The 17,421-nt window shown below is 60.7% G+C and carries 18 protein-coding genes; 4 read left to right on the top strand and 14 right to left on the bottom strand.

Features of this window, described 5'->3' with window-relative positions:
• The first annotated feature begins 24 nt into the window (after positions 1 to 24).
• Positions 25 to 1,230, top strand: a complete 1,206-nt coding sequence (locus ACMU_RS17485) for a UbiH/UbiF family hydroxylase (protein WP_035262283.1) — start codon at positions 25 to 27, stop codon at positions 1,228 to 1,230.
• Here the strand turns inward: ACMU_RS17485 and ACMU_RS17480 are convergent.
• The 3 genes from ACMU_RS17480 to ACMU_RS17470 all read right to left on the bottom strand — a co-directional run bounded on the left by ACMU_RS17480 (position 1,227) and on the right by ACMU_RS17470 (position 2,914).
• The gene (locus ACMU_RS17480; RefSeq protein WP_051588427.1) at positions 1,227 to 1,922 is read right to left on the bottom strand and encodes a GGDEF domain-containing protein; all 696 of its coding nucleotides are present in this window, start codon (positions 1,920 to 1,922) and stop codon (positions 1,227 to 1,229) included. The genes ACMU_RS17485 and ACMU_RS17480 overlap by 4 nt on opposite strands.
• A gap of 72 nt (positions 1,923 to 1,994) precedes the next feature.
• Positions 1,995 to 2,459, bottom strand: a complete 465-nt coding sequence (locus ACMU_RS17475) for an Lrp/AsnC family transcriptional regulator (RefSeq protein ID WP_035262280.1) — start codon at positions 2,457 to 2,459, stop codon at positions 1,995 to 1,997.
• Positions 2,456 to 2,914, bottom strand: coding sequence for an Lrp/AsnC family transcriptional regulator (locus tag ACMU_RS17470; protein ID WP_035262277.1), 459 nt, complete (start codon positions 2,912 to 2,914; stop codon positions 2,456 to 2,458). The genes ACMU_RS17475 and ACMU_RS17470 overlap by 4 nt, the downstream gene beginning before the upstream one ends.
• 131 nt (positions 2,915 to 3,045) lie before the next feature.
• Between ACMU_RS17470 and ilvC the strand changes: the two genes are divergently transcribed.
• Complete coding sequence (gene ilvC / locus ACMU_RS17465) at positions 3,046 to 4,068, top strand: ketol-acid reductoisomerase (protein ID WP_035262275.1); 1,023 nt, start codon at positions 3,046 to 3,048, stop codon at positions 4,066 to 4,068.
• 52 nt (positions 4,069 to 4,120) lie between these two features.
• Here the strand turns inward: ilvC and ACMU_RS17460 are convergent, their stop codons facing one another.
• Positions 4,121 to 4,567: an SRPBCC domain-containing protein gene (locus tag ACMU_RS17460; RefSeq protein WP_035262272.1), complete on the bottom strand. Its 447-nt coding sequence runs from the start codon at positions 4,565 to 4,567 to the stop codon at positions 4,121 to 4,123.
• Complete coding sequence (locus ACMU_RS17455) at positions 4,564 to 4,872, bottom strand: ArsR/SmtB family transcription factor (protein ID WP_035262269.1); 309 nt, start codon at positions 4,870 to 4,872, stop codon at positions 4,564 to 4,566. Before ACMU_RS17455 ends, ACMU_RS17460 begins: the two co-directional genes overlap by 4 nt.
• A 78-nt stretch (positions 4,873 to 4,950) precedes the next feature.
• On the opposite strand from ACMU_RS17455, the gene ACMU_RS17450 reads away from it, so the two are divergent.
• Complete coding sequence (locus ACMU_RS17450) at positions 4,951 to 5,853, top strand: DMT family transporter (RefSeq protein ID WP_035262266.1); 903 nt, start codon at positions 4,951 to 4,953, stop codon at positions 5,851 to 5,853.
• On the opposite strand, the gene glmM is transcribed toward ACMU_RS17450, so the two are convergent.
• The 9 genes from glmM to ACMU_RS17405 all read right to left on the bottom strand — a co-directional run bounded on the left by glmM (position 5,850) and on the right by ACMU_RS17405 (position 16,831).
• Positions 5,850 to 7,199, bottom strand: a complete 1,350-nt coding sequence (gene glmM, locus ACMU_RS17445) for a phosphoglucosamine mutase (RefSeq protein ID WP_035262263.1) — start codon at positions 7,197 to 7,199, stop codon at positions 5,850 to 5,852. The two genes, ACMU_RS17450 and glmM, sit on opposite strands and share 4 nt — an antisense overlap.
• A complete protein-coding gene (gene folP / locus ACMU_RS17440) occupies positions 7,196 to 8,209 on the bottom strand; it encodes a dihydropteroate synthase (RefSeq protein ID WP_035262262.1) in 1,014 nt (337 codons plus the stop codon). The genes glmM and folP overlap by 4 nt, the downstream gene beginning before the upstream one ends.
• A 6-nt stretch (positions 8,210 to 8,215) precedes the next feature.
• On the bottom strand, positions 8,216 to 9,142 hold the full coding sequence (locus ACMU_RS17435; protein WP_035262260.1) for a dihydroneopterin aldolase: 927 nt from the start codon (positions 9,140 to 9,142) through the stop codon (positions 8,216 to 8,218).
• A gap of 63 nt (positions 9,143 to 9,205) precedes the next feature.
• Entirely contained in the window at positions 9,206 to 9,895 is a 690-nt protein-coding gene (locus ACMU_RS17430) for a cell wall hydrolase (RefSeq protein ID WP_035262257.1), read from the bottom strand.
• 166 nt (positions 9,896 to 10,061) lie between these two features.
• Entirely contained in the window at positions 10,062 to 12,602 is a 2,541-nt protein-coding gene (locus tag ACMU_RS17425; RefSeq protein ID WP_035262256.1) for a putative PEP-binding protein, read from the bottom strand.
• A gap of 76 nt (positions 12,603 to 12,678) precedes the next feature.
• Positions 12,679 to 14,898, bottom strand: a complete 2,220-nt coding sequence (gene glyS / locus ACMU_RS17420; protein ID WP_035262253.1) for a glycine--tRNA ligase subunit beta — start codon at positions 14,896 to 14,898, stop codon at positions 12,679 to 12,681.
• Positions 14,899 to 14,901: 3 nt separating this feature from the next.
• A complete protein-coding gene (locus tag ACMU_RS17415; protein ID WP_328286664.1) occupies positions 14,902 to 15,393 on the bottom strand; it encodes a DUF6446 family protein in 492 nt (163 codons plus the stop codon).
• A gap of 26 nt (positions 15,394 to 15,419) precedes the next feature.
• Complete coding sequence (locus ACMU_RS17410) at positions 15,420 to 15,911, bottom strand: hypothetical protein (protein WP_035262248.1); 492 nt, start codon at positions 15,909 to 15,911, stop codon at positions 15,420 to 15,422.
• A complete protein-coding gene (locus tag ACMU_RS17405; protein ID WP_035262246.1) occupies positions 15,908 to 16,831 on the bottom strand; it encodes a glycine--tRNA ligase subunit alpha in 924 nt (307 codons plus the stop codon). Before ACMU_RS17405 ends, ACMU_RS17410 begins: the two co-directional genes overlap by 4 nt.
• Before the next feature lie 256 nt (positions 16,832 to 17,087).
• Here ACMU_RS17405 and ACMU_RS17400 point away from each other — a divergent pair, with 256 nt between their 5' ends.
• On the top strand, positions 17,088 to 17,417 hold the full coding sequence (locus tag ACMU_RS17400; RefSeq protein WP_152544673.1) for a hypothetical protein: 330 nt from the start codon (positions 17,088 to 17,090) through the stop codon (positions 17,415 to 17,417).
• The last annotated feature ends 4 nt before the right edge of the window (positions 17,418 to 17,421 follow it).

Raw genomic sequence — 17,421 nt, 5'->3', positions numbered from 1 at the left:
ATCTGAGAGAACAGAGGGGATGTGATGCACGCTTTTGACGCCGATATTTTGATCTCTGGCGGCGGGGTCGCCGGTCTGACGGCAGCTGCGGCCTTTGGTGCAGCCGGCTTTTCGGTTATCTGCGTGGATCCAACACCACCGGTCACAGATGTCAGGTCAAAAGGCGCAGACCTGCGGACGACCGCATTCTTGCAAAAGTCGATCCCGGTGCTGCAAGCCGCAGGGCTTTGGTCAAGGCTGGAACCGCACGCCGCGGCCCTGAACGTCATGCGGATCGTGGATGCCGGCGGCGCCGAAGCTGAACCACGTGTCACGCGCGATTTCGTAGCCGACGAAATCTCGGATTTGCCATTTGGTTGGAACCTGCCGAACTGGCTGTTGCGCCGCGAAATGGTGGCGCGCCTGGAACAGTTGGACACTGTCACCTTTCTGCCTGGGATCGCCACGCAATCCGTCTTCACAAGGTCGAACAGCGCACGTATCGGGCTGTCGGATGGACGGCGCCTTCGGGTGCGAATGCTGATCGCGGCAGATGGGCGCAACTCGCCCATGCGCGAGGCCGTTGGCATTGGCGTGCACACGATCAGATACGGCCAAAAAGCCCTCAGTTTCGCTGTCACGCACCCCCACCCGCATGAAAATGTATCGACCGAGGTGCACCGAACCGGTGGCCCGTTCACGTTGGTCCCGCTGCCCGATCACCAGGGGCAACCCTGCTCGGCCGTCGTTTGGATGGCAACAGGCCCTGAGATTGCGAGCCTTTCCGCGCTGAGCGACGACGCTTTTGCCGCGGCGGTAAACGCACGGTCTGCTGGCGTTTACGGTCGGCTGACGCCGATCGCCGGGCGTGGTGTTTGGCCCATCATTGCCCAATATGCAGAGCGGTTGAATGGTCAACGCACCGCGCTTGTGGCAGAAGCCGCACATGTGGTCCCCCCCATCGGAGCGCAGGGTCTGAACATGAGCCTTGCAGACATCGGCACGCTTCTGGAACTGGCACAAACTCACCGCCAAGACATTGGCAATGACGCGATGTTGGACGCCTATAATGCGGCCCGGCATGGCGACATTCGAATGCGCGTTCAGGGCATCGACGCCTTGAACCGCGCCTCGATGACCGGCGCACCCATGTTGCGTGACATGCGGGCCTTGGCCTTGACCGGTATGACCGCCCTTCCTGCCATGCGGCATCAACTTATGCGTGCTGGTCTGGGTGCAGGCCGCAGCTAACGCTGCGCCACGCGATTGCGTCCGGCATTCTTGGCGGCATAAAGCGCACCATCCGCCCTGTGAAGCGCGGTTCGAAAGTCCGACAGTTCCGACTTGGCCGCAACGCCGATAGAGACCGTGACCTTCAGGGAATGTACGGCCGCTGTCAGCACCGATCGTTCGGCCGCCAACCGCACGTTTTCCGCACGGACAGCACCCTCGTGTTCGGGCATATTAGGAATGAACACCACGAACTCGTCCCCACCAAACCGGCCCAATACGGCGGGTGCGGGAAACTCTGCCCGCAGCAGGTTCCCTACCTGCTGAATGACCCCATCACCCGCGAGGTGCCCGTGACGATCGTTCACGGATTTGAACCGGTCGATATCAATCATCATGACCACACCCAGCTGGCCGCCATGCAGGTCTACGTGGTCGAAAAATGCCTCGCGCGAGGTCAGGCCGGTCAGTGGATCGGTGCGCAACGCTTCTTGCAATCGCTCCGTCAGTTGCCAGTTCTGATGCATCTTCACGGCAACGTAAGCTGAAATGGGTACAGCCAGGATAACAGCGTTCGTCACGCCAATAGCGGCCGCCCGCGCATAGGCCGGGCCCGGATAAGCAAACCAATCCACGACTAGAACCGTTACGACCGCAATAGCCGTGATGGTTGCGGTGAAAACCACCACCGCACTCTTTGACTTCAGCTGCATTACTACCCCCAGACAGCTAAAAGTCGTTCTACACTAAAGTTGTATCAGCGTTAACAGGCAATTACTTATTGGTTAACCATGATGAAGTGGACCAGGCAGGTTTTCTTCGGAAAGCAACACGTTTGCTTCGACATCGCCCGCGCCAGGCAGGGTCATGATCCGGCGACGCAGAACGCGTTCAAAATCTGACAGGTCCCTTGCAACAACCCGCAGGCGATAGTCATACAGGCCCAGCACATGTTCCACCGTTTGCACTTCGGGGATGGCGGAAACGGCGCGCTCAAAGTCCTGCAAACTGACGCGGCCCTTAGTGGCCAGCTTGACGCCCAAGAACACCGTAACGCCAAACCCCAGTTTCTCGGCATCCAAAACCAGCTCGCGCCCGGAGATGATCCCTGCCTTTTCCAGCCGATCAATGCGCCGCCATGTGGCGGGCTGCGACAGGCCAAACTGCCGGCCGAGCGCGCCAGCACTTTGCGTGGCGTCTTGCGCAAGGGCGCGCAACAACTTGTGGTCGATCTCATCCAGCTCGATCATAGCGGCAGAGCCGTGTTGTTCTTGATCTCGGCCACATGCATCAGTGCCTCCAGATCGGCGATATGCGGTAAAGACAGAATCTGCTCGCGATACACCTGTTGGTAGTGACCCATGTCGCGGGCCAGAACACTCAACCTTACATCCACACGTCCCAGAAAGGTTTGCAACTCGTTGACTTCCGGAATGGTGCGGGCGGCGACAAGGAATTCGTCGAAAGCGCGCGGATTTGTCTTTTCCAAGGTGATACGCAGCGACACCTGTACAGCATAGCCCAGCGCGCGCCAGTTCACGCGCGCCCGCACCCCGCCGATCACCCCTTCGCGGCGCATCTTTTCCAACCGGCGCCACGCGACCGACGCTGAAACGCCCGCGCGTTCAGCAAGATCCGCCATGCTAAGGTCCGGGTCGCTCTGCCAATGCCGCAGCAGGCGGCGATCTGTATCATCGGGTTGCATGATTTTCCCTTTCAGGCCGCCTCATACGCATGAACGAACCAAAATAACAGCAAATTCCGCGAATTTAGAAATCAACAATGGCCCGCACGGCCCTATGTTGCGCCAAATTCGCTGTACGAAAGGACTGAATCATGCGCGTTTATTATGACCGCGATTGCGACATCAACCTGATCAAAGACAAGAAAGTGGCCATCCTGGGTTACGGCAGCCAAGGCCACGCCCACGCGCTGAACCTGCGCGACTCGGGTGCCAAGAACCTCGTTGTGGCCCTGCGCGAAGGCTCGGCCAGCGCCAAGAAAGCCGAAGGCGAAGGCCTGCAGGTGATGGGCATCGCCGAAGCCGCTGCCTGGTGTGACCTGATCATGTTCACCATGCCCGACGAGCTGCAGGCCGAGACCTATAAGAAATACGTGCATGACAACATCAAGCCCGGCGCGGCCATTGCCTTTGCCCACGGCCTGAACGTGCATTTCGGCCTGATCGAGCCCAAAGAGGGCGTCGACGTGATCATGATGGCCCCCAAAGGCCCGGGCCACACCGTGCGCGGCGAGTACCAAAAAGGCGGCGGCGTGCCCTGCCTGGTGGCCGTTGACACCGACGCATCGGGCAAGGCGCTAGAGATCGGCCTGTCCTATTGCTCGGCCATCGGTGGCGGTCGTTCGGGCATCATCGAAACCAACTTCCGCGAGGAATGCGAAACCGACCTGTTCGGCGAGCAGGCCGTTCTGTGCGGTGGCCTGGTTGAGCTGATCCGCGCCGGGTTCGAAACCCTGGTCGAAGCCGGTTACGCGCCCGAGATGGCTTATTTCGAATGCCTGCACGAGGTGAAGCTGATCGTTGACCTGATCTATGAAGGCGGCATCGCGAACATGAACTACTCGATCTCGAACACAGCCGAGTATGGCGAATACGTGTCGGGCCCGCGGGTTCTGCCGTATGAGCGCACCAAGAAAGAGATGAAGGCCATTCTGACCGACATTCAGACCGGCAAGTTCGTGCGTGACTTCATGCAGGAAAACGCCGTGGGTCAGCCGTTCTTTAAAGGCACCCGTCGCATCAATGACGAGCATATGATCGAAGAGACCGGCGCCAAGCTGCGGGCGATGATGCCGTGGATCTCGGCCGGCAAGCTGGTGGATCAGGAAAAGAACTGATCCCGCCGATCAGAAGATTGCCAAGGGCGCCCCGCGGGGCGCCCTTTTGCGTTCACAGGGCGGCCTGATAGGCGTCCAACACGCCGTTCCAGCCGTTGTTATAACCGTCGCGACGGGTTTCGGCGTCGTCTGCCAAAACCTCCCACCCGCTATGGGTCAGTTCCACGCGCGTGCGGTCTGCCGACAGTTCGGTGAACCGGATGTCCAGCCGCGTGGCCTGCGCAACGGGGTTGCCGGGATGCCAGGTCATGGCGAAATGTGATCCTTCGGCGAATTCCAAAACTTCGCCCCAATCGCTGCGCGCGCCGTCATGGGTTGTTTCATAGATTGCACCGCCGACACGCGGTTCGATCGTCAGGTCGCGGGCAGTCTGCCCCTGCCCGGCCGAGACCGAATGCCGGTCCAGCGGCCACCAGCGCGCCGTGTTGCGCACGAAGACGTCGAAGGCCCGCGCAGGGCTGCAGGGCACGTCGATGGTTTTGATCACGGGGTCGGTCATGCCGGGTTGTCCTTTTCAATTTCTTTTGCAAATTCAGTAAGTACGTCGCCCCAGAGCCGATCCAGATAGGCCCGCAATTCGGCCAGCCCCTCAGGCCGCGCGGCGTAGATCCGGCGCGTGCCCTGCACCGTGACATGCACCAAACCGGCATCCGACAGCACCTTCAGATGCTGCGACACCGCCGGACGGCTGACCGGCAACTGGTCTGCAATGGCCCCCACTGCGCAGGGCTTGGCGGCCACTGTTTCGAACACTTTGCGACGCGTGGGGTCGGACAGGGCAAGAAGGACTGATTCGTAAGTCATGCCTTACGGTAAGCCAAAGCTAACTGACTGTCAAATTGGCCCCTTCCCCCCGCCCGCGAAAACCGGCAAGAGAGCATAATGGAGACTCAACCAAGGCTTTCAGACTGGATGTCGATCATCACGCTGGGTGTGATCTGGGGCGGAACATTCATGGTGGTGACCATCGCCCTGCAAGGGTATGGGCCGCTGACCGTCGCCTGCGCGCGCACGACATTCGGGGCCATTGGCTTGCTTGCACTGATGCGCATCCTGCACCGCCCGATGCCGAACCCTGCGCCGGGGCTTTGGCCATTGATCGTCGCCTCGGGCCTTTTGTCGACCGCGGTGCCGTTCGTATTACTCAGTTGGGGGCAGCAGCATGTGCCATCTGCCTTTGCCGGAGTGTCGATGGCATCCGTGCCGATCTTCGTTCTGCCACTTGCACATTTCTTTGCAGGCGAGCGGCTGAACCTGCGCAAATCTGTAGGCGTGGCCTTGGGGTTTTCCGGCGCATTGCTGTTGATTGGGCCGGGCCTGCTTTTGTTGGGTCGGGGCGCAGAACCCTTGGCGCAACTCGCGTGCGTTGGTGCGGCGCTGTGTTACGCGGTTTCGTCCATTGTCACGCGCCGGTGCCCGCCGGTGGACCCGATCACATTGGCCGCGCTGTCGTTAACCATTGGCGCAGCCGCGCTCTGGCCGCTGATGCTGGTATTTGAAGGGGTGCCGGCGTGGTCAGGAACCGTACCGGGTGTGGCCATTATCTTGCTGGGACTGGTGCCAACCGCATTTGCCACCCTGTTGCGCGTTTCCGTTATCCGGGCGGCGGGGCCAGGGTTTATGACCCTGGTTAACTATCAGGTGCCGGCCTGGTCGATGGTGTTCGGCGCCTTGATCCTGTCCGAAGCCCTGCCTGGGCGGTTCTTTGTTGCCTTGGCTCTGATCCTGACAGGGCTGGTAATCAGCCAGTTTTTCAGCCTCCGCAAAATGCTGTTTGGCCGCTAGGCCGACGCCACCGCCTGCACCTCGGCCACAATGCCGTCGACAACCTGGGTCAGCAGGCCCTCGTCCTCGCATTCGGCCATCACACGGATCAATGGTTCGGTCCCGGATTTGCGGATCAGCAGGCGACCTTTGCCTACCAAATCCCCCTCAGCCTGCGCGATGGCGGCTTTGACCGCGGCTTCATCCAGCGGCGCTGCAGTCTGATCAAACCGCACATTTTTCAGCAATTGCGGCACCGGCTCGAACTGCCGCACAAGGGTCGAGGCTTTGTAGCCAGTCTCAACCATGGCCGTGAGAAATTGCAAACCAGCCAACAATCCATCGCCAGTGGTGGAATAGTCGGTCATCACAATATGCCCCGACTGCTCGCCACCCAGATTGAATCCTCCGGCGCGCATCCGCTCGACCACGTAGCGATCCCCAACCGAGGTGCGTTCAAGGCGCAAGTCACGCCCTTCCAGAAAGCGTTCCAACCCCAGATTTGACATCACCGTGGCAACCAACGCACCCCCTTTCAGCTGACCGGTCGCCCCCCAGCGCGCGGCCAACAGCGCCATCAACTGATCCCCGTCAGCGACACGGCCCGTTTCATCCAGCACCATGATCCGGTCGGCATCGCCATCCAGACACAGCGCCACGTCAGCCCCGTGTTCGACAACAGCACGGGCCGCGGCGCGCGTATCGGTCGAGCCACATTCGGCGTTGATGTTATAGCCGTCCGGCGACGTACCAATGGGCACAACGTCTGCCCCCAGCTCCCACAAAACTTCGGGCGCCGTGCGATAGGCTGCGCCGTTCGCGCAATCGATCACAACTTTCAGCCCATCCAGCCGCATGCCAGCGGGAACCGTGGATTTAACCCGTTCGTTATACCGAAAACGGCCGTCATACACGTGCTTGGCCCGGCCGATATTGGCGGGTTGCGCGGGGTCGATATCCCCCATCGCAAGCTCTTCAATGGCTTGCTCGGCCTCGTCAGACAGTTTGAAACCGTCAGGCCCAAAAAACTTGATCCCATTGTCGTGGTGCGGGTTGTGCGAGGCAGATATCATCACCCCCACATCCGCGCGCATGGATGTGGTCAACATCCCAACCGCGGGCGTGGGTACCGGGCTGAGTAGAAACACGTTCATGCCCGTAGACGTAAACCCCGCCGTGAGCGCATTTTCGAACATATAGCCAGACAGGCGCGTATCCTTGCCAATCACCACACGGTGCGCGGACGAGCCATCGCGGCGAAAGTACCTGCCCGCGGCCGCGCCCAGCCGCATCGCCATTTCTGCTGTCATGGGATAGGTGTTGGCCTTGCCGCGAACGCCGTCGGTGCCAAAGATCTTTCTGCTCATCGGGTGCCCCAAAGTTTGCCGGCCATTGTCAGGGCCTGTCTTGTCTCGCTGATATCATGAACGCGCAGCACCTGCACACCCTGTGCCGCCGCCGCCAGCGCAACGGCAACCGAACCGGCAACACGATCCTCAGCGGTTACCACGCCGGTGATCGTACCGATGAACCGCTTTCGCGAGGCCCCGACAAGGATGCTGCACCCAAGGCTGTGGAACAGCGACACACCGCGCAGCAGTGCAAGATTGTGGTCCAATGTCTTACCAAAGCCGATACCGGGATCCACCAGAACGCGCGCGCGCGGGATGCCTGCACGTTCGGCAAGGCACAGCTTTTCCGCAAGAAAATCATAGACATCCAGCAACACGTCATCATAGCGCGGCGCATCCTGCATGACATCCGGGGTGCCTTGGGCATGCATAAGACAGACGGGTGCCGTGGCCTCTGACACAGTTGCGGCCATGTTGGGATCAAAGCTGAAGGCGGAAACATCGTTCACCAGATCAGCGCCTGCAGCCAACGCGGCCCTGGCAACCTGCGACTTGCGGGTGTCGATCGAAACGGGTGCGCGAGTTCCTGCCTGCCGCAACGCTTGGATGACCGGGACAGTGCGCGCAATTTCGTCCTCTTCGAGGACAAGAGCCGCACCGGGGCGCGTGCTTTCACCGCCGATATCCAGAATATCCGCACCTTCGGCCAGCATCCGGTTGGACTGCACAATCGCGGCTTCGGGGTCAAAAAACCGCCCACCATCAGAAAAGCTGTCCGGCGTTACGTTGAGGATACCCATCAACCCGGGGCGGTTTTTCGGCACACCGGCAATCGGGCTGCGAGGTTCTGAAATGCGTTGCAGCAGCGGTTCCGGCACGTCCGCCGCCGGGACGATGTCACGCACGCCGTTGCGCTCTATACGCTCCACGCGATCAAACCATGTCCACCCCCCTGCAATTGGCAACGCGCCTTTAGGTCGAGAGGGATCTGTTTGGGCGATCGGTCGGTAATAGACGTTCGGCATCCGCTCTTACCCTGCAATCACCTCGATCGCGCGGGCGGGCGCAACTTGTTCGACACCATCCAGTGTCGCCGCGGCATCGCTGATCACCAAGAAACGGGTGGCAGCAAATTCCTCTGCAAACCACTTGCTCAGGGCAACCGCGTCATTTGGCCCGGCAGACGGCCCATCCACAGCGTCCAAAACGATTTTGGATGGGGCCCAGACACAGATATTGCCGTTCTTGATGGCCCAATCGATCTCGGTCCGGGTACTGGTCACAACGCAGCGCCGATCACGCCCGGCAAGAACCCACGCGTTTTGTTCAATGGCCAGAAGATCAATACGCCGTTGTGCTGCCGGGACGGCGGATTTCGGTGTTGCGATGTCAGCCGGGCCAACGCACAGAACCACCGGTGCGTCCTGCGCCTCTAACGCGTCCAGCCATGCGGGCAGTTGCGGGTCGGCCATCGCGAGATTGTCCAGGAAAACGACCGAGGGCAGCGGCAGAGCGGCAGCCAAACGTGGTTGAACACTGGCACGGCTGCGCTCAATCTCAACGCCCAGCGCGCCGGGTCCACGGTCCAGCTTTTCGATCCGCACAAAAACACGCAGCGGCTGCGGTTCGGCAAGAAGTCGTTGCGCAACTTTCTCGGCGAGGGTTTCCAGCAGGTTCAAACGTTCGTCCGCAAGCGCCTCGTGGATGGCATCGGTGATCGTGTCATAGGACAGGACCCGATCAACATCGTCATCCAACGGTGCATTCTGTGGTGCCAGTTCTACCACGACGTTGAAACGCAATCTTTGGGTCGCACCACGCTCTGACTGAAAAGCGCCGATTTCCACGCTCACCACATGGTCGCGCAGTGAAATCCGATCACGCGTCGCGGCGCCTTCCGGGTTGGCCACGGCTCGGGCAAGCGGATGTTCGAAGGCCAGCGAAAGCTCAGTGGTCATCGTGGCGACCCCTCATTGATGCAAGGCCGCCAAAATAAGCCCGCAGCGCCGATTTGCAAGCGATCAGTTCGAGCTTACGCGCGTGGGCATACGATAGAAATGGTGGAAGCCGATGGTCGCTGTTCGTGGAAACTGACGCGCCCAACGCGGCGATACAGCGCGCGTGTGATAGTGGGTGGCCCCATCGGTCAACGGCCGTGCGGCGCCGTCCAACATCAGCTTGGCGATTTTGCCGACACGGGCGAATGCCTCAGGCTCATGGATCTTCTCGTCATGGCCGTCGCAAGTATAAGTAAACTGGCACTGGTATTTGCGCCCGGTTCCCTGGTTCACCACACCGCAGACAGTCGACGGGAAAGCCGACGAAGAAACGCGGTTCATTATAACCTCGGCCACGGCGAATTGGCCTTTGACGCTTTCACCACGTGCCTCAAAATACAGCGCTTCGGCCAGACATGCCCATTGGGCGTCCCCTTTGGCCTTGGGATATGCGTCGATCCATGCGCGGTCGTACTGGATTTCTTCACCCAATTCCGACTTCTTGCTAACCTTCGGAAGGCCAAGCAAACGCTCAAGGCGACTGACACGGATATTGGAAATTGCTTTGCGCTCTACATCGAGAATACGCGTAAGGGGCAGCGTTGGCTTTACATCTTCCGCGGCCTCGCTGGCTTTGGAAGGCGCAGGATACCCGCCTGCAAACACAACAACGCAAACAAGGGCGCAAAGCGCCCGTCCCTTAAACTTCAGCATTTTATCCCCACCGGTGGCGCGGTTGTCATGCGAACCGCAACGCTGGCTGTTAAGGCAAAAACTTAAAAACGTCCAGTCGCTGACGCCCAGATGCGGGACATCTGGACCAATCCAAATTGCCGCAACTGCGCCGAAACTGGTGTAACCATTTGTAAAAAAGCGAAAATTACATATCTGCGTTGGGGTCGTTCAATGCGTGATGCGCCGCTGCAAGGCGCGCAATCGGTACGCGAAATGGCGAACATGACACATAATTGAACCCGGCATTTCGGCAAAACGCGATAGATTCGGGGTTCCCCCCATGCTCGCCACAAACCGACAGCACGACATCAGGCCGGGTCTTGCGCCCGCGGTCCGAGCCGATCTCAAGCAGTTCACCCACCCCTTCGACATCCAGCGAGTGAAACGGGTCTTCGGGAAACACTTCCTGCTGCACATAGGGCCCCATGAACCGCCCCGCGTCGTCGCGACTGAGGCCATAGGTCATCTGTGTCAGGTCATTGGTGCCAAAGCTGAGGAACGAGGCATGATGTGCAATCTCGCCCGATCGCAGGGCTGCACGCGGGGTTTCCACCATGACGCCCAACCGATAGTCGAACTCGGCCGCTTCGGCGGTGCGCACAGCGGCTGCCACCGCGTCGATACGGGACTTCACCAATTCCACTTCGCGTTTGGCCGAAACCAACGGGATCATGATCTCGGGCACCACGATAATGCCATTGCGCTGCGCCGTGATCGTTGCTTCGAAAATGGCACGGGCCTGCATGTCATAGATCTCGGGCACGGTGATGCCCAGCCGCACCCCGCGCATCCCCAGCATCGGGTTGAACTCGGTCAACGCATCAATGCGGCGCGTCACATCCGACAAAGGCAGATCCAGCGCCGTGGCCAGCTCTCGCATGCCTTCGCGGTCATGCGGCAGGAATTCGTGCAGGGGCGGGTCAAACAGACGGATGCAAACCGGGCTGCCCTGCATGATGTCGAACAGGCGGGTGAAATCGACTCGCTGCATTGGCAGCAACTGTTCCAAAGCCGCCGCCCGGTCCTGTGCCGTGTTGGCAAAGATCATCTCGCGCATCACCGTCAGACGGTCTTCTTCAAAGAACATATGCTCGGTTCGGCACAGGCCAATGCCGTCGGCGCCGAACATCCGCGCATTCTTGGCGTCCTCGGGCGTGTCAGCATTTGCGCGCACACCAATGTCACATGCGTCCTCGGCCCATTCCAACAGGGCTTGAAACGCGTCGTCCAAAGCCGGTTCCAGCATGTCGACCGTACCGGCCAGCGCTTCGCCGCTGGTGCCATCGACGGTGATCACATCGCCCTCGCGGATCACCCGGCCATCGGCCACGCGAAAGCTTTTGTCGCGCCGGTTCAGCACCAGACCCGAAGCCCCCACAACCGCAGGCAGCCCAAGCCCCCGAGCGATCACGGCTGCGTGGCTGGTCATGCCCCCGCGTTCAGTCAGAACCCCGGCCGCCGCATGCATGCCGCGAATGTCTTCGGGCGTGGTCTCGCGGCGGACCAGAATACAAGCCTCGCCCCGCGCGGCCGAGGCCTGCGCCGCGGCCGAGCTGAACACGACCTTACCCGCCGCCGCACCCGGGCTGGCGGCAATACCCAGAGCCACCCGATCACGGCTGCCCCTTGGATCCACCTGTTTGTGCAAAAGTTCGGTCAACGCACGTGGCTGTACACGTAACAACGCATCGTCACGTTCAATCACGCCATCCTGCGCCAGATCCACCGCGATCCGTACTGCCGCGCGCGCGTTGCGCGCAATCCGAACCGCATCCAGCACCTTGAGACCGCCATTCTCGATGGTGAACTCAATTTGCATCTCTTCGCGCAGCCGCACCCGGGCCTTGTCGCCCAACGCGCAAAGCTGTGCAAACGCTTCGGGCGATCGTTCTTCCAACGAAGGCCCCCGCGGGTCGCGGGTCATGAACAATTCGGCACTGCCCCCCGTCAGCGAGGCCCGTCCCTGCCCCTTGGACAGGTAACGGCCCACAATCTGACGCTGCCCCGTCGCCGAATTGGCAAACTGGATCACGCCCGAGCCGCTTTCGCCCGGGCCCAGCCCCATCGCCATTTCCTGCACCACAAGGCCCAGCCCCGCATCGGCCGGCGCGCCCTTGGCCTGCCGCAGCAGACGCGCTGTTGTGCCCTCCCACGCCTGCGCCATGGCGCGCAGCACCTGCGTTAACTGGGTGACCGGGTCTTGCGGGAAAAGATCATCCGTTTCGTCCTCAAACGCCTTCAGCGCCTGGGCAATCGTGGATGCACTGGCCCGGGTGGTGGAGAATTCGTCGGGGTCCAACCGGGCGACATGCACCGCGAAGGTCTGAATGAACCGCAGATAAAGTGTATCGGCGGCTTCTTGGCCCAACTCATCAGTCAGCGCCGCGTGGCGCGTCTGGTTCATGCCAATATTCAGGATTGCACCAGGCCCGCCCCAATCCGGATCTTCTGAACTGGGCCGCACGGACACCAAAGGCCCGTCGCCGAATTCTGCAAGGATTGCAGGCACATCCGGTGCGTGGCCCATCGCCAGTTTGCGCACGGTGCCAAACGGCAAAGCCACCGTTGCCGGCACCGGCATGTCCAACCGAACCAGTCTTTGCAGGCACTTCGCCCGCCCGCCATGGGCCGAATTCCGAATATCGGCCGTTGGCGTGATGCGCGCGTATGGCTCTGGGGCCGTCATCTTCTGCACCGCAGCATCCTCCCGATACGAACGATACGCCCTATGGCAATTATCGCAAGCCCCGCGAATGTCGCGCCTAGCCCTCGATGCGCGTCAAATCCGCCACGCCCAGGCAAGCTTCACGGATCATGTTCAGCAAATTCAACCTGTTACGCCGCAGCACGTCGCTGTCAGCATTCACCTGAACCGCCTCGAAAAACGCATCCACCGCAGGGCGCAGCGCGGCCATACCCGACATTGCGGCTGCAAAATCCTCGGCCTCAAGCGCTGCATCGATGGCGGGTTTCGAGGTCTCCAGCGCCGCAAACAGCGCCTTTTCCTCGTCCGCTTCGGCGAATTTCGGATCGGCGCCATAGGAATACTCGACCCCGTCCTTTTCCTGCGCCTGGGTCAGGATGTTGTTGGCGCGCTTGAAGCCCTGCACCAGGTTCTCGCCATCTTCGGTCGCCAGAACCTCGGCCAGCGCGCGGGCCCGCGCCACCACCAACGTCAGGTCGTCATTGCCCGGCATGGCCAGACAGGCGTCGATGACGTCATGCTTAAGCCCCTGATCGCGCAGGTAAACTTTCAGACGGTCATGGAAGAAGGACAGCAGGTTCACCGATTTGTCCGGCAGCTCGGCACCAATTGCTTGCAACCCGTTCGACGCATCGCCGTCCAACCGTTCACGCAGCGTGTTAAAGGCAGCACCGAACACGCCACGCGCGGCAATTTCTTCCAACAGATCAAGCACTTCGGCTTCATTCACGTCTTCGACCAGCTTCGCTTTGTGACGCAGCAATTGGGCATCAACAAAGCGATCCAGTTTCAGGCGCAGACCGTTTTCCAACGCAATCCGGATCACCCCCAGCGCCGCCCGGCGCAGCGCGAACGGGTCTTTGGAGCCGGTGGGTTTCTCGTCAATGGCCCAGAACCCGGTCAAAAGGTCCAGCTTGTCGGCCAGCGCCACGGCAACCGAGACCGGCGCCGTGGGCACGTCATCCGACGGGCCAAGCGGCGCGTAGTGGTCCTGTGCGGCGGCGGCGATGGCGTCATCCATACCCGCGGCCTGCGCGTAGTAGCGGCCCATAAGCCCTTGAAGTTCCGGGAATTCATAGACCATTTCCGAGCTGAGGTCGGCCTTGGCAAACCGCGCCGCCTGCGCGGCCAGATCGGCCTCGGCACCCACGGCGGGCGCAATCTCGGCGGCCAATGCAGCGATGCGATCGATCCGCGCGGCCTGGGTGCCCAGCTTGTTGTGGAAGGTCACGTTATCCAGCGCGCGCACCCACTGATCGGTATCCGAGGTGGCGACGCGCAGGTCGTTTTCCCAAAAGAACTTGGCATCCGACAGACGGGCGGCCAGAACCTTTTGGTTGCCCGCCAGGATCGTGGCACCGTTATCGGTGGTCTCGCGGTTGGCCACGGTGACAAACTTTAAAATTTTGCCGGTCTTCGGGTCCGAAACTGAAAAGAATTTCTGGTGTTCCTTCATCGAAGTTTGAAGAACTTCGGGCGGCAGGTTCAGGAAATCATCGCCGATTTCGCCCATCAGAACCACCGGCCATTCGACCAGCCCGGCGACCTCGGTCAGCAGGCCCTTGTCCTCGACCACTTCCAGGCCCTGCGCGAAGGCCATGTTGGTGGCATCGTGCCAGATCGTCTCGGCCCGCTCGGCCTGATCAATGATCACCTTGGCGCGTTTCAGCTTGGCGGCGTAGTCGTCAAAGCCGGTGACCCGGATCTCGCCGGCCGCCATGAACCGGTGGCCCTGCGTGGTGTCGCCCGCGGTGATGCCGTCGATATTCAGCGGCACGATCTCGGCCCCGTCTTCGCGGCTGAGAATGCACAGGATCGTGTGCAGCGGCCGCACCCAACGCAGGCTGCCTGCACCCCAACGCATCGATTTCGGCCAAGGGAAATTGCGGATCGTTTTCTCCAGCACTTCAGCCACGATCTGCGCCGCCGGGCGGCCCGGCTTTTCGATGCTGGCGAAATAGACCTGCCCCTTTTTCTCGTCCCGCACGTCCAGCTGTTCGCGGGTCAGACCGGTGGCGCGCAGGAACCCTTCGATCGCCTTGTCGGGCGCATCGACGCGGGGGCCTTTGCGCTCCTCACGCAGGGTCGGGCTTTCGTCGTTCAGCCCCTCAACCGTCAGCGCCAGACGGCGCGGGGTCGAAAACGCGGCGGCCGAGGCATAGGTCAGGCCACCCTCAACCAAACCGTCGGTGATCAGCTTTTGCAGATCGGCGCGCGCGCGGGCCTGCATACGGGCCGGGATCTCTTCGGAGAAGAGTTCGATCAGAAGGTCAGGCATGGGTCAGTTATCCTCAGGGGGCGGCGGGCACCCGGCGGGCACCGGGTTGCCGTCGTAATGTTCTTTGCCACAGGCGTTGATCTGGTGCCAGACGCGGCCACGGCCATCGTCGAAAATGGCAACTACGCGGTCGATGCCAAACACGATATTGGCCTCGCCCAGATACGCGGTGGCGGTGCCATCCTTAAGCGCAGCGTCGATGGCGGCGGGGTCATAGCAGTCGAACCACCCCGCGGTGGTCAGCGGCGTGGGGTTTTCATACAGCTGAAACGTCTCGGTCAGCATGGCCTGGCTCATATCCGTGGTGAAACAGGCGCGGTATCGCAGGGGCGAGCTGTCGGCGTCGATCGCTTGGAAATTGTCATAAATCACCGGCTCGGCCACACCCGCGATCGAGGTCAGGCGCAGGTTATCACCGGTGTCGGCCACCGGTTCATAATAGCCGTAGACCTGCAGGTAATACATCGCGGCCCCGGCGATCAGGCCAATACTCACAAGCGCCCCCGCAACAAGTTTGCCATTCATTCCGATTCCAGTTCGCGAATTAACCGTGGTTGCACCGAAAGCGACGCACTTTGCAGGGCAGAACCATGAAACTTGTGTACGCTGTCATCAGTTGAGATCGCTCCCTCATCAGGTTCAATCTCCTTACGCCAAGCGTGGAGCGTCAAAGGTTGGTCCGGTCCACACGTGCCCACCAGGTTCTGCATCCAACCAATCATCGACGTTGGAAACTCAACGTCCAACTCAATGCTTTTCCCATCGCTGCCCAGGTTGCCAACTGTTCCAGCTCGCCGTTCTTTCGGTTCGTCGATCAAGAAAACTTCCATGTAGGCATCGCCATGCGCTTGGATGCTCCAGGGTCGTGGGTTCATGTCGGCGTCTTCGACAAACTTGCCCTTGGCAAAGACCGTAGCAAAGCGGTTCACACGACCGCTTGAGACCGTTCTTGCCTCAAGAGAGCAACGCACCTCGTTGAACTGCGCAAAAATATGACCTTGCAGGCTGCTCACCCCACATATCCCCCGGCCTCGGTCAGCACGAAAGCATCGGCGCATTTCTTGGCAAGCGCGCGGACGCGGCCGATATAGGCCTGACGCTCGGTGACCGAGATCACGCCGCGCGCGTCCAGCAGGTTGAACAGGTGGCTGGCCTTGATGCATTGGTCATAGGCCGGGTGGACCATCACGATGCGCTTGCCGGTTTTCGGGTCGTCATAGGGTTGATCCAGAATCGCCTCGCACTCGGCCTCGGCGTCTTCGAAATGCTTCAGCAGCGTGTCGGTATTGGCGACGTCGAAATTCCAGCGGCTGTATTCGCCCTCGGTCTGGCGAAAGACATCGCCATAGCTCAGCGCGATGGGCGTTTGCGGGTCGTTATAGGGCATGTCCATCACGTGATCGACGCCCAGCACATACATCGCCAGCCGCTCCAGACCATAGGTCAGCTCGCCCGAAACCGGCGTGCAGTCATGCCCGCCCACCTGTTGGAAATAGGTGAACTGGCTGACCTCCATCCCGTCGCACCAGACCTCCCATCCCAGACCCCAGGCGCCCAGGGTGGGGCTTTCCCAGTCATCCTCGACAAAGCGGATGTCGTGCAAGCCCATGTCGATGCCGATGGCCGCCAGCGAGCCCAGATACAGGTCTTGCAGGTCCGGCGGGCTGGGTTTGATCAGCACCTGGTACTGATAGTAATGCTGCAACCGGTTGGGGTTCTCGCCATAGCGCCCGTCGGTGGGCCGGCGCGAGGGTTGCACATAGGCCGCCGCCCAGGGCTGCGTGCCCAGCGAACGCAGGGTGGTGGCCGGGTGGAACGTGCCGGCGCCCACTTCCATATCATAGGGTTGCAGCACCGCGCAGCCCTGCGCGCCCCAATAGGCTTGCAGCCGCAGGATGATTTCCTGGAAGGAACGTGGTTTTTCGGCGCTCATCTGCCCTACCCTTTGCGTGGTTCGCGCCTTGCATAGGCAAACTGGCATACGGCGTCAATTCGACAGGGTTCGGAACCGCAAATCGAAGGCTGCCTAAAAGTTGAGACGGATTTCTTTGCGGCCATTATCACCCGATTAACCACATTCACCCCACACTCGTTCGCATCTGATTCAGAACAAAGGTGACATGATGATTAGGGTCCTGCTTCTGGCGACAATCGCCACAGGCGTCCTGTTGCCCGGGCCCAGCCTGGCAATGGACACTACCGAACTGAAAACACGTCTGCAGTCTAACCTGCAACGTGGCCTGGAAAGACGTATGGTTGACGGTGCGCTGCTGGATATCAACCTGGTGGACGGATCGGTCGAAAAATACTTTCCGATCGAAGCGCACGCGATGATCGTACAGCTGGGTGATACCTATGTGATGTGCTCGGACTTGCGCCGCCCTGATGGCAGCGAGTCGACCGTCGATTACTACCTTGCGCCGCAGGGCAAACGTTTCGTGATCATGCGCACAGAGATCGACAACCGCGATCCCCTGAAAAAGCTGATCCGATCCGGGGCAGCAAAAGTCCTGAAATAAGGTG

Source organism: Actibacterium mucosum KCTC 23349, from assembly GCF_000647975.1.
Classification (GTDB): domain Bacteria; phylum Pseudomonadota; class Alphaproteobacteria; order Rhodobacterales; family Rhodobacteraceae; genus Actibacterium; species Actibacterium mucosum.
This window is presented reverse-complemented; position numbering and strand designations above follow the sequence as displayed.

Excerpts from the sequence above, each read along its gene's own strand:
- ACMU_RS17405 (WP_035262246.1), bottom strand. The coding sequence starts at position 16,831 with ATGAGCGCCGAAAAACCACGTTCCTTCCAGGAAATCATCCTGCGGCTG.
- folP (WP_035262262.1), bottom strand. The coding sequence starts at position 8,209 with ATGCCGAACGTCTATTACCGACCGATCGCCCAAACAGATCCCTCTCGA.
- glyS (WP_035262253.1), bottom strand. The coding sequence starts at position 14,898 with ATGCCTGACCTTCTGATCGAACTCTTCTCCGAAGAGATCCCGGCCCGT.
- ACMU_RS17450 (WP_035262266.1), top strand. The coding sequence starts at position 4,951 with ATGGAGACTCAACCAAGGCTTTCAGACTGGATGTCGATCATCACGCTG.
- ilvC (WP_035262275.1), top strand. The coding sequence starts at position 3,046 with ATGCGCGTTTATTATGACCGCGATTGCGACATCAACCTGATCAAAGAC.
- ACMU_RS17480 (WP_051588427.1), bottom strand. The coding sequence starts at position 1,922 with ATGCAGCTGAAGTCAAAGAGTGCGGTGGTGGTTTTCACCGCAACCATC.
- ACMU_RS17485 (WP_035262283.1), top strand. The coding sequence starts at position 25 with ATGCACGCTTTTGACGCCGATATTTTGATCTCTGGCGGCGGGGTCGCC.
- glmM (WP_035262263.1), bottom strand. The coding sequence starts at position 7,199 with ATGAGCAGAAAGATCTTTGGCACCGACGGCGTTCGCGGCAAGGCCAAC.
- ACMU_RS17475 (WP_035262280.1), bottom strand. The coding sequence starts at position 2,459 with ATGATCGAGCTGGATGAGATCGACCACAAGTTGTTGCGCGCCCTTGCG.
- ACMU_RS17400 (WP_152544673.1), top strand. The coding sequence starts at position 17,088 with ATGGACACTACCGAACTGAAAACACGTCTGCAGTCTAACCTGCAACGT.
- ACMU_RS17460 (WP_035262272.1), bottom strand. The coding sequence starts at position 4,567 with ATGACCGACCCCGTGATCAAAACCATCGACGTGCCCTGCAGCCCTGCG.
- ACMU_RS17425 (WP_035262256.1), bottom strand. The coding sequence starts at position 12,602 with ATGACGGCCCCAGAGCCATACGCGCGCATCACGCCAACGGCCGATATT.
- ACMU_RS17455 (WP_035262269.1), bottom strand. The coding sequence starts at position 4,872 with ATGACTTACGAATCAGTCCTTCTTGCCCTGTCCGACCCCACGCGTCGC.
- ACMU_RS17470 (WP_035262277.1), bottom strand. The coding sequence starts at position 2,914 with ATGCAACCCGATGATACAGATCGCCGCCTGCTGCGGCATTGGCAGAGC.
- ACMU_RS17435 (WP_035262260.1), bottom strand. The coding sequence starts at position 9,142 with ATGACCACTGAGCTTTCGCTGGCCTTCGAACATCCGCTTGCCCGAGCC.
- ACMU_RS17430 (WP_035262257.1), bottom strand. The coding sequence starts at position 9,895 with ATGCTGAAGTTTAAGGGACGGGCGCTTTGCGCCCTTGTTTGCGTTGTT.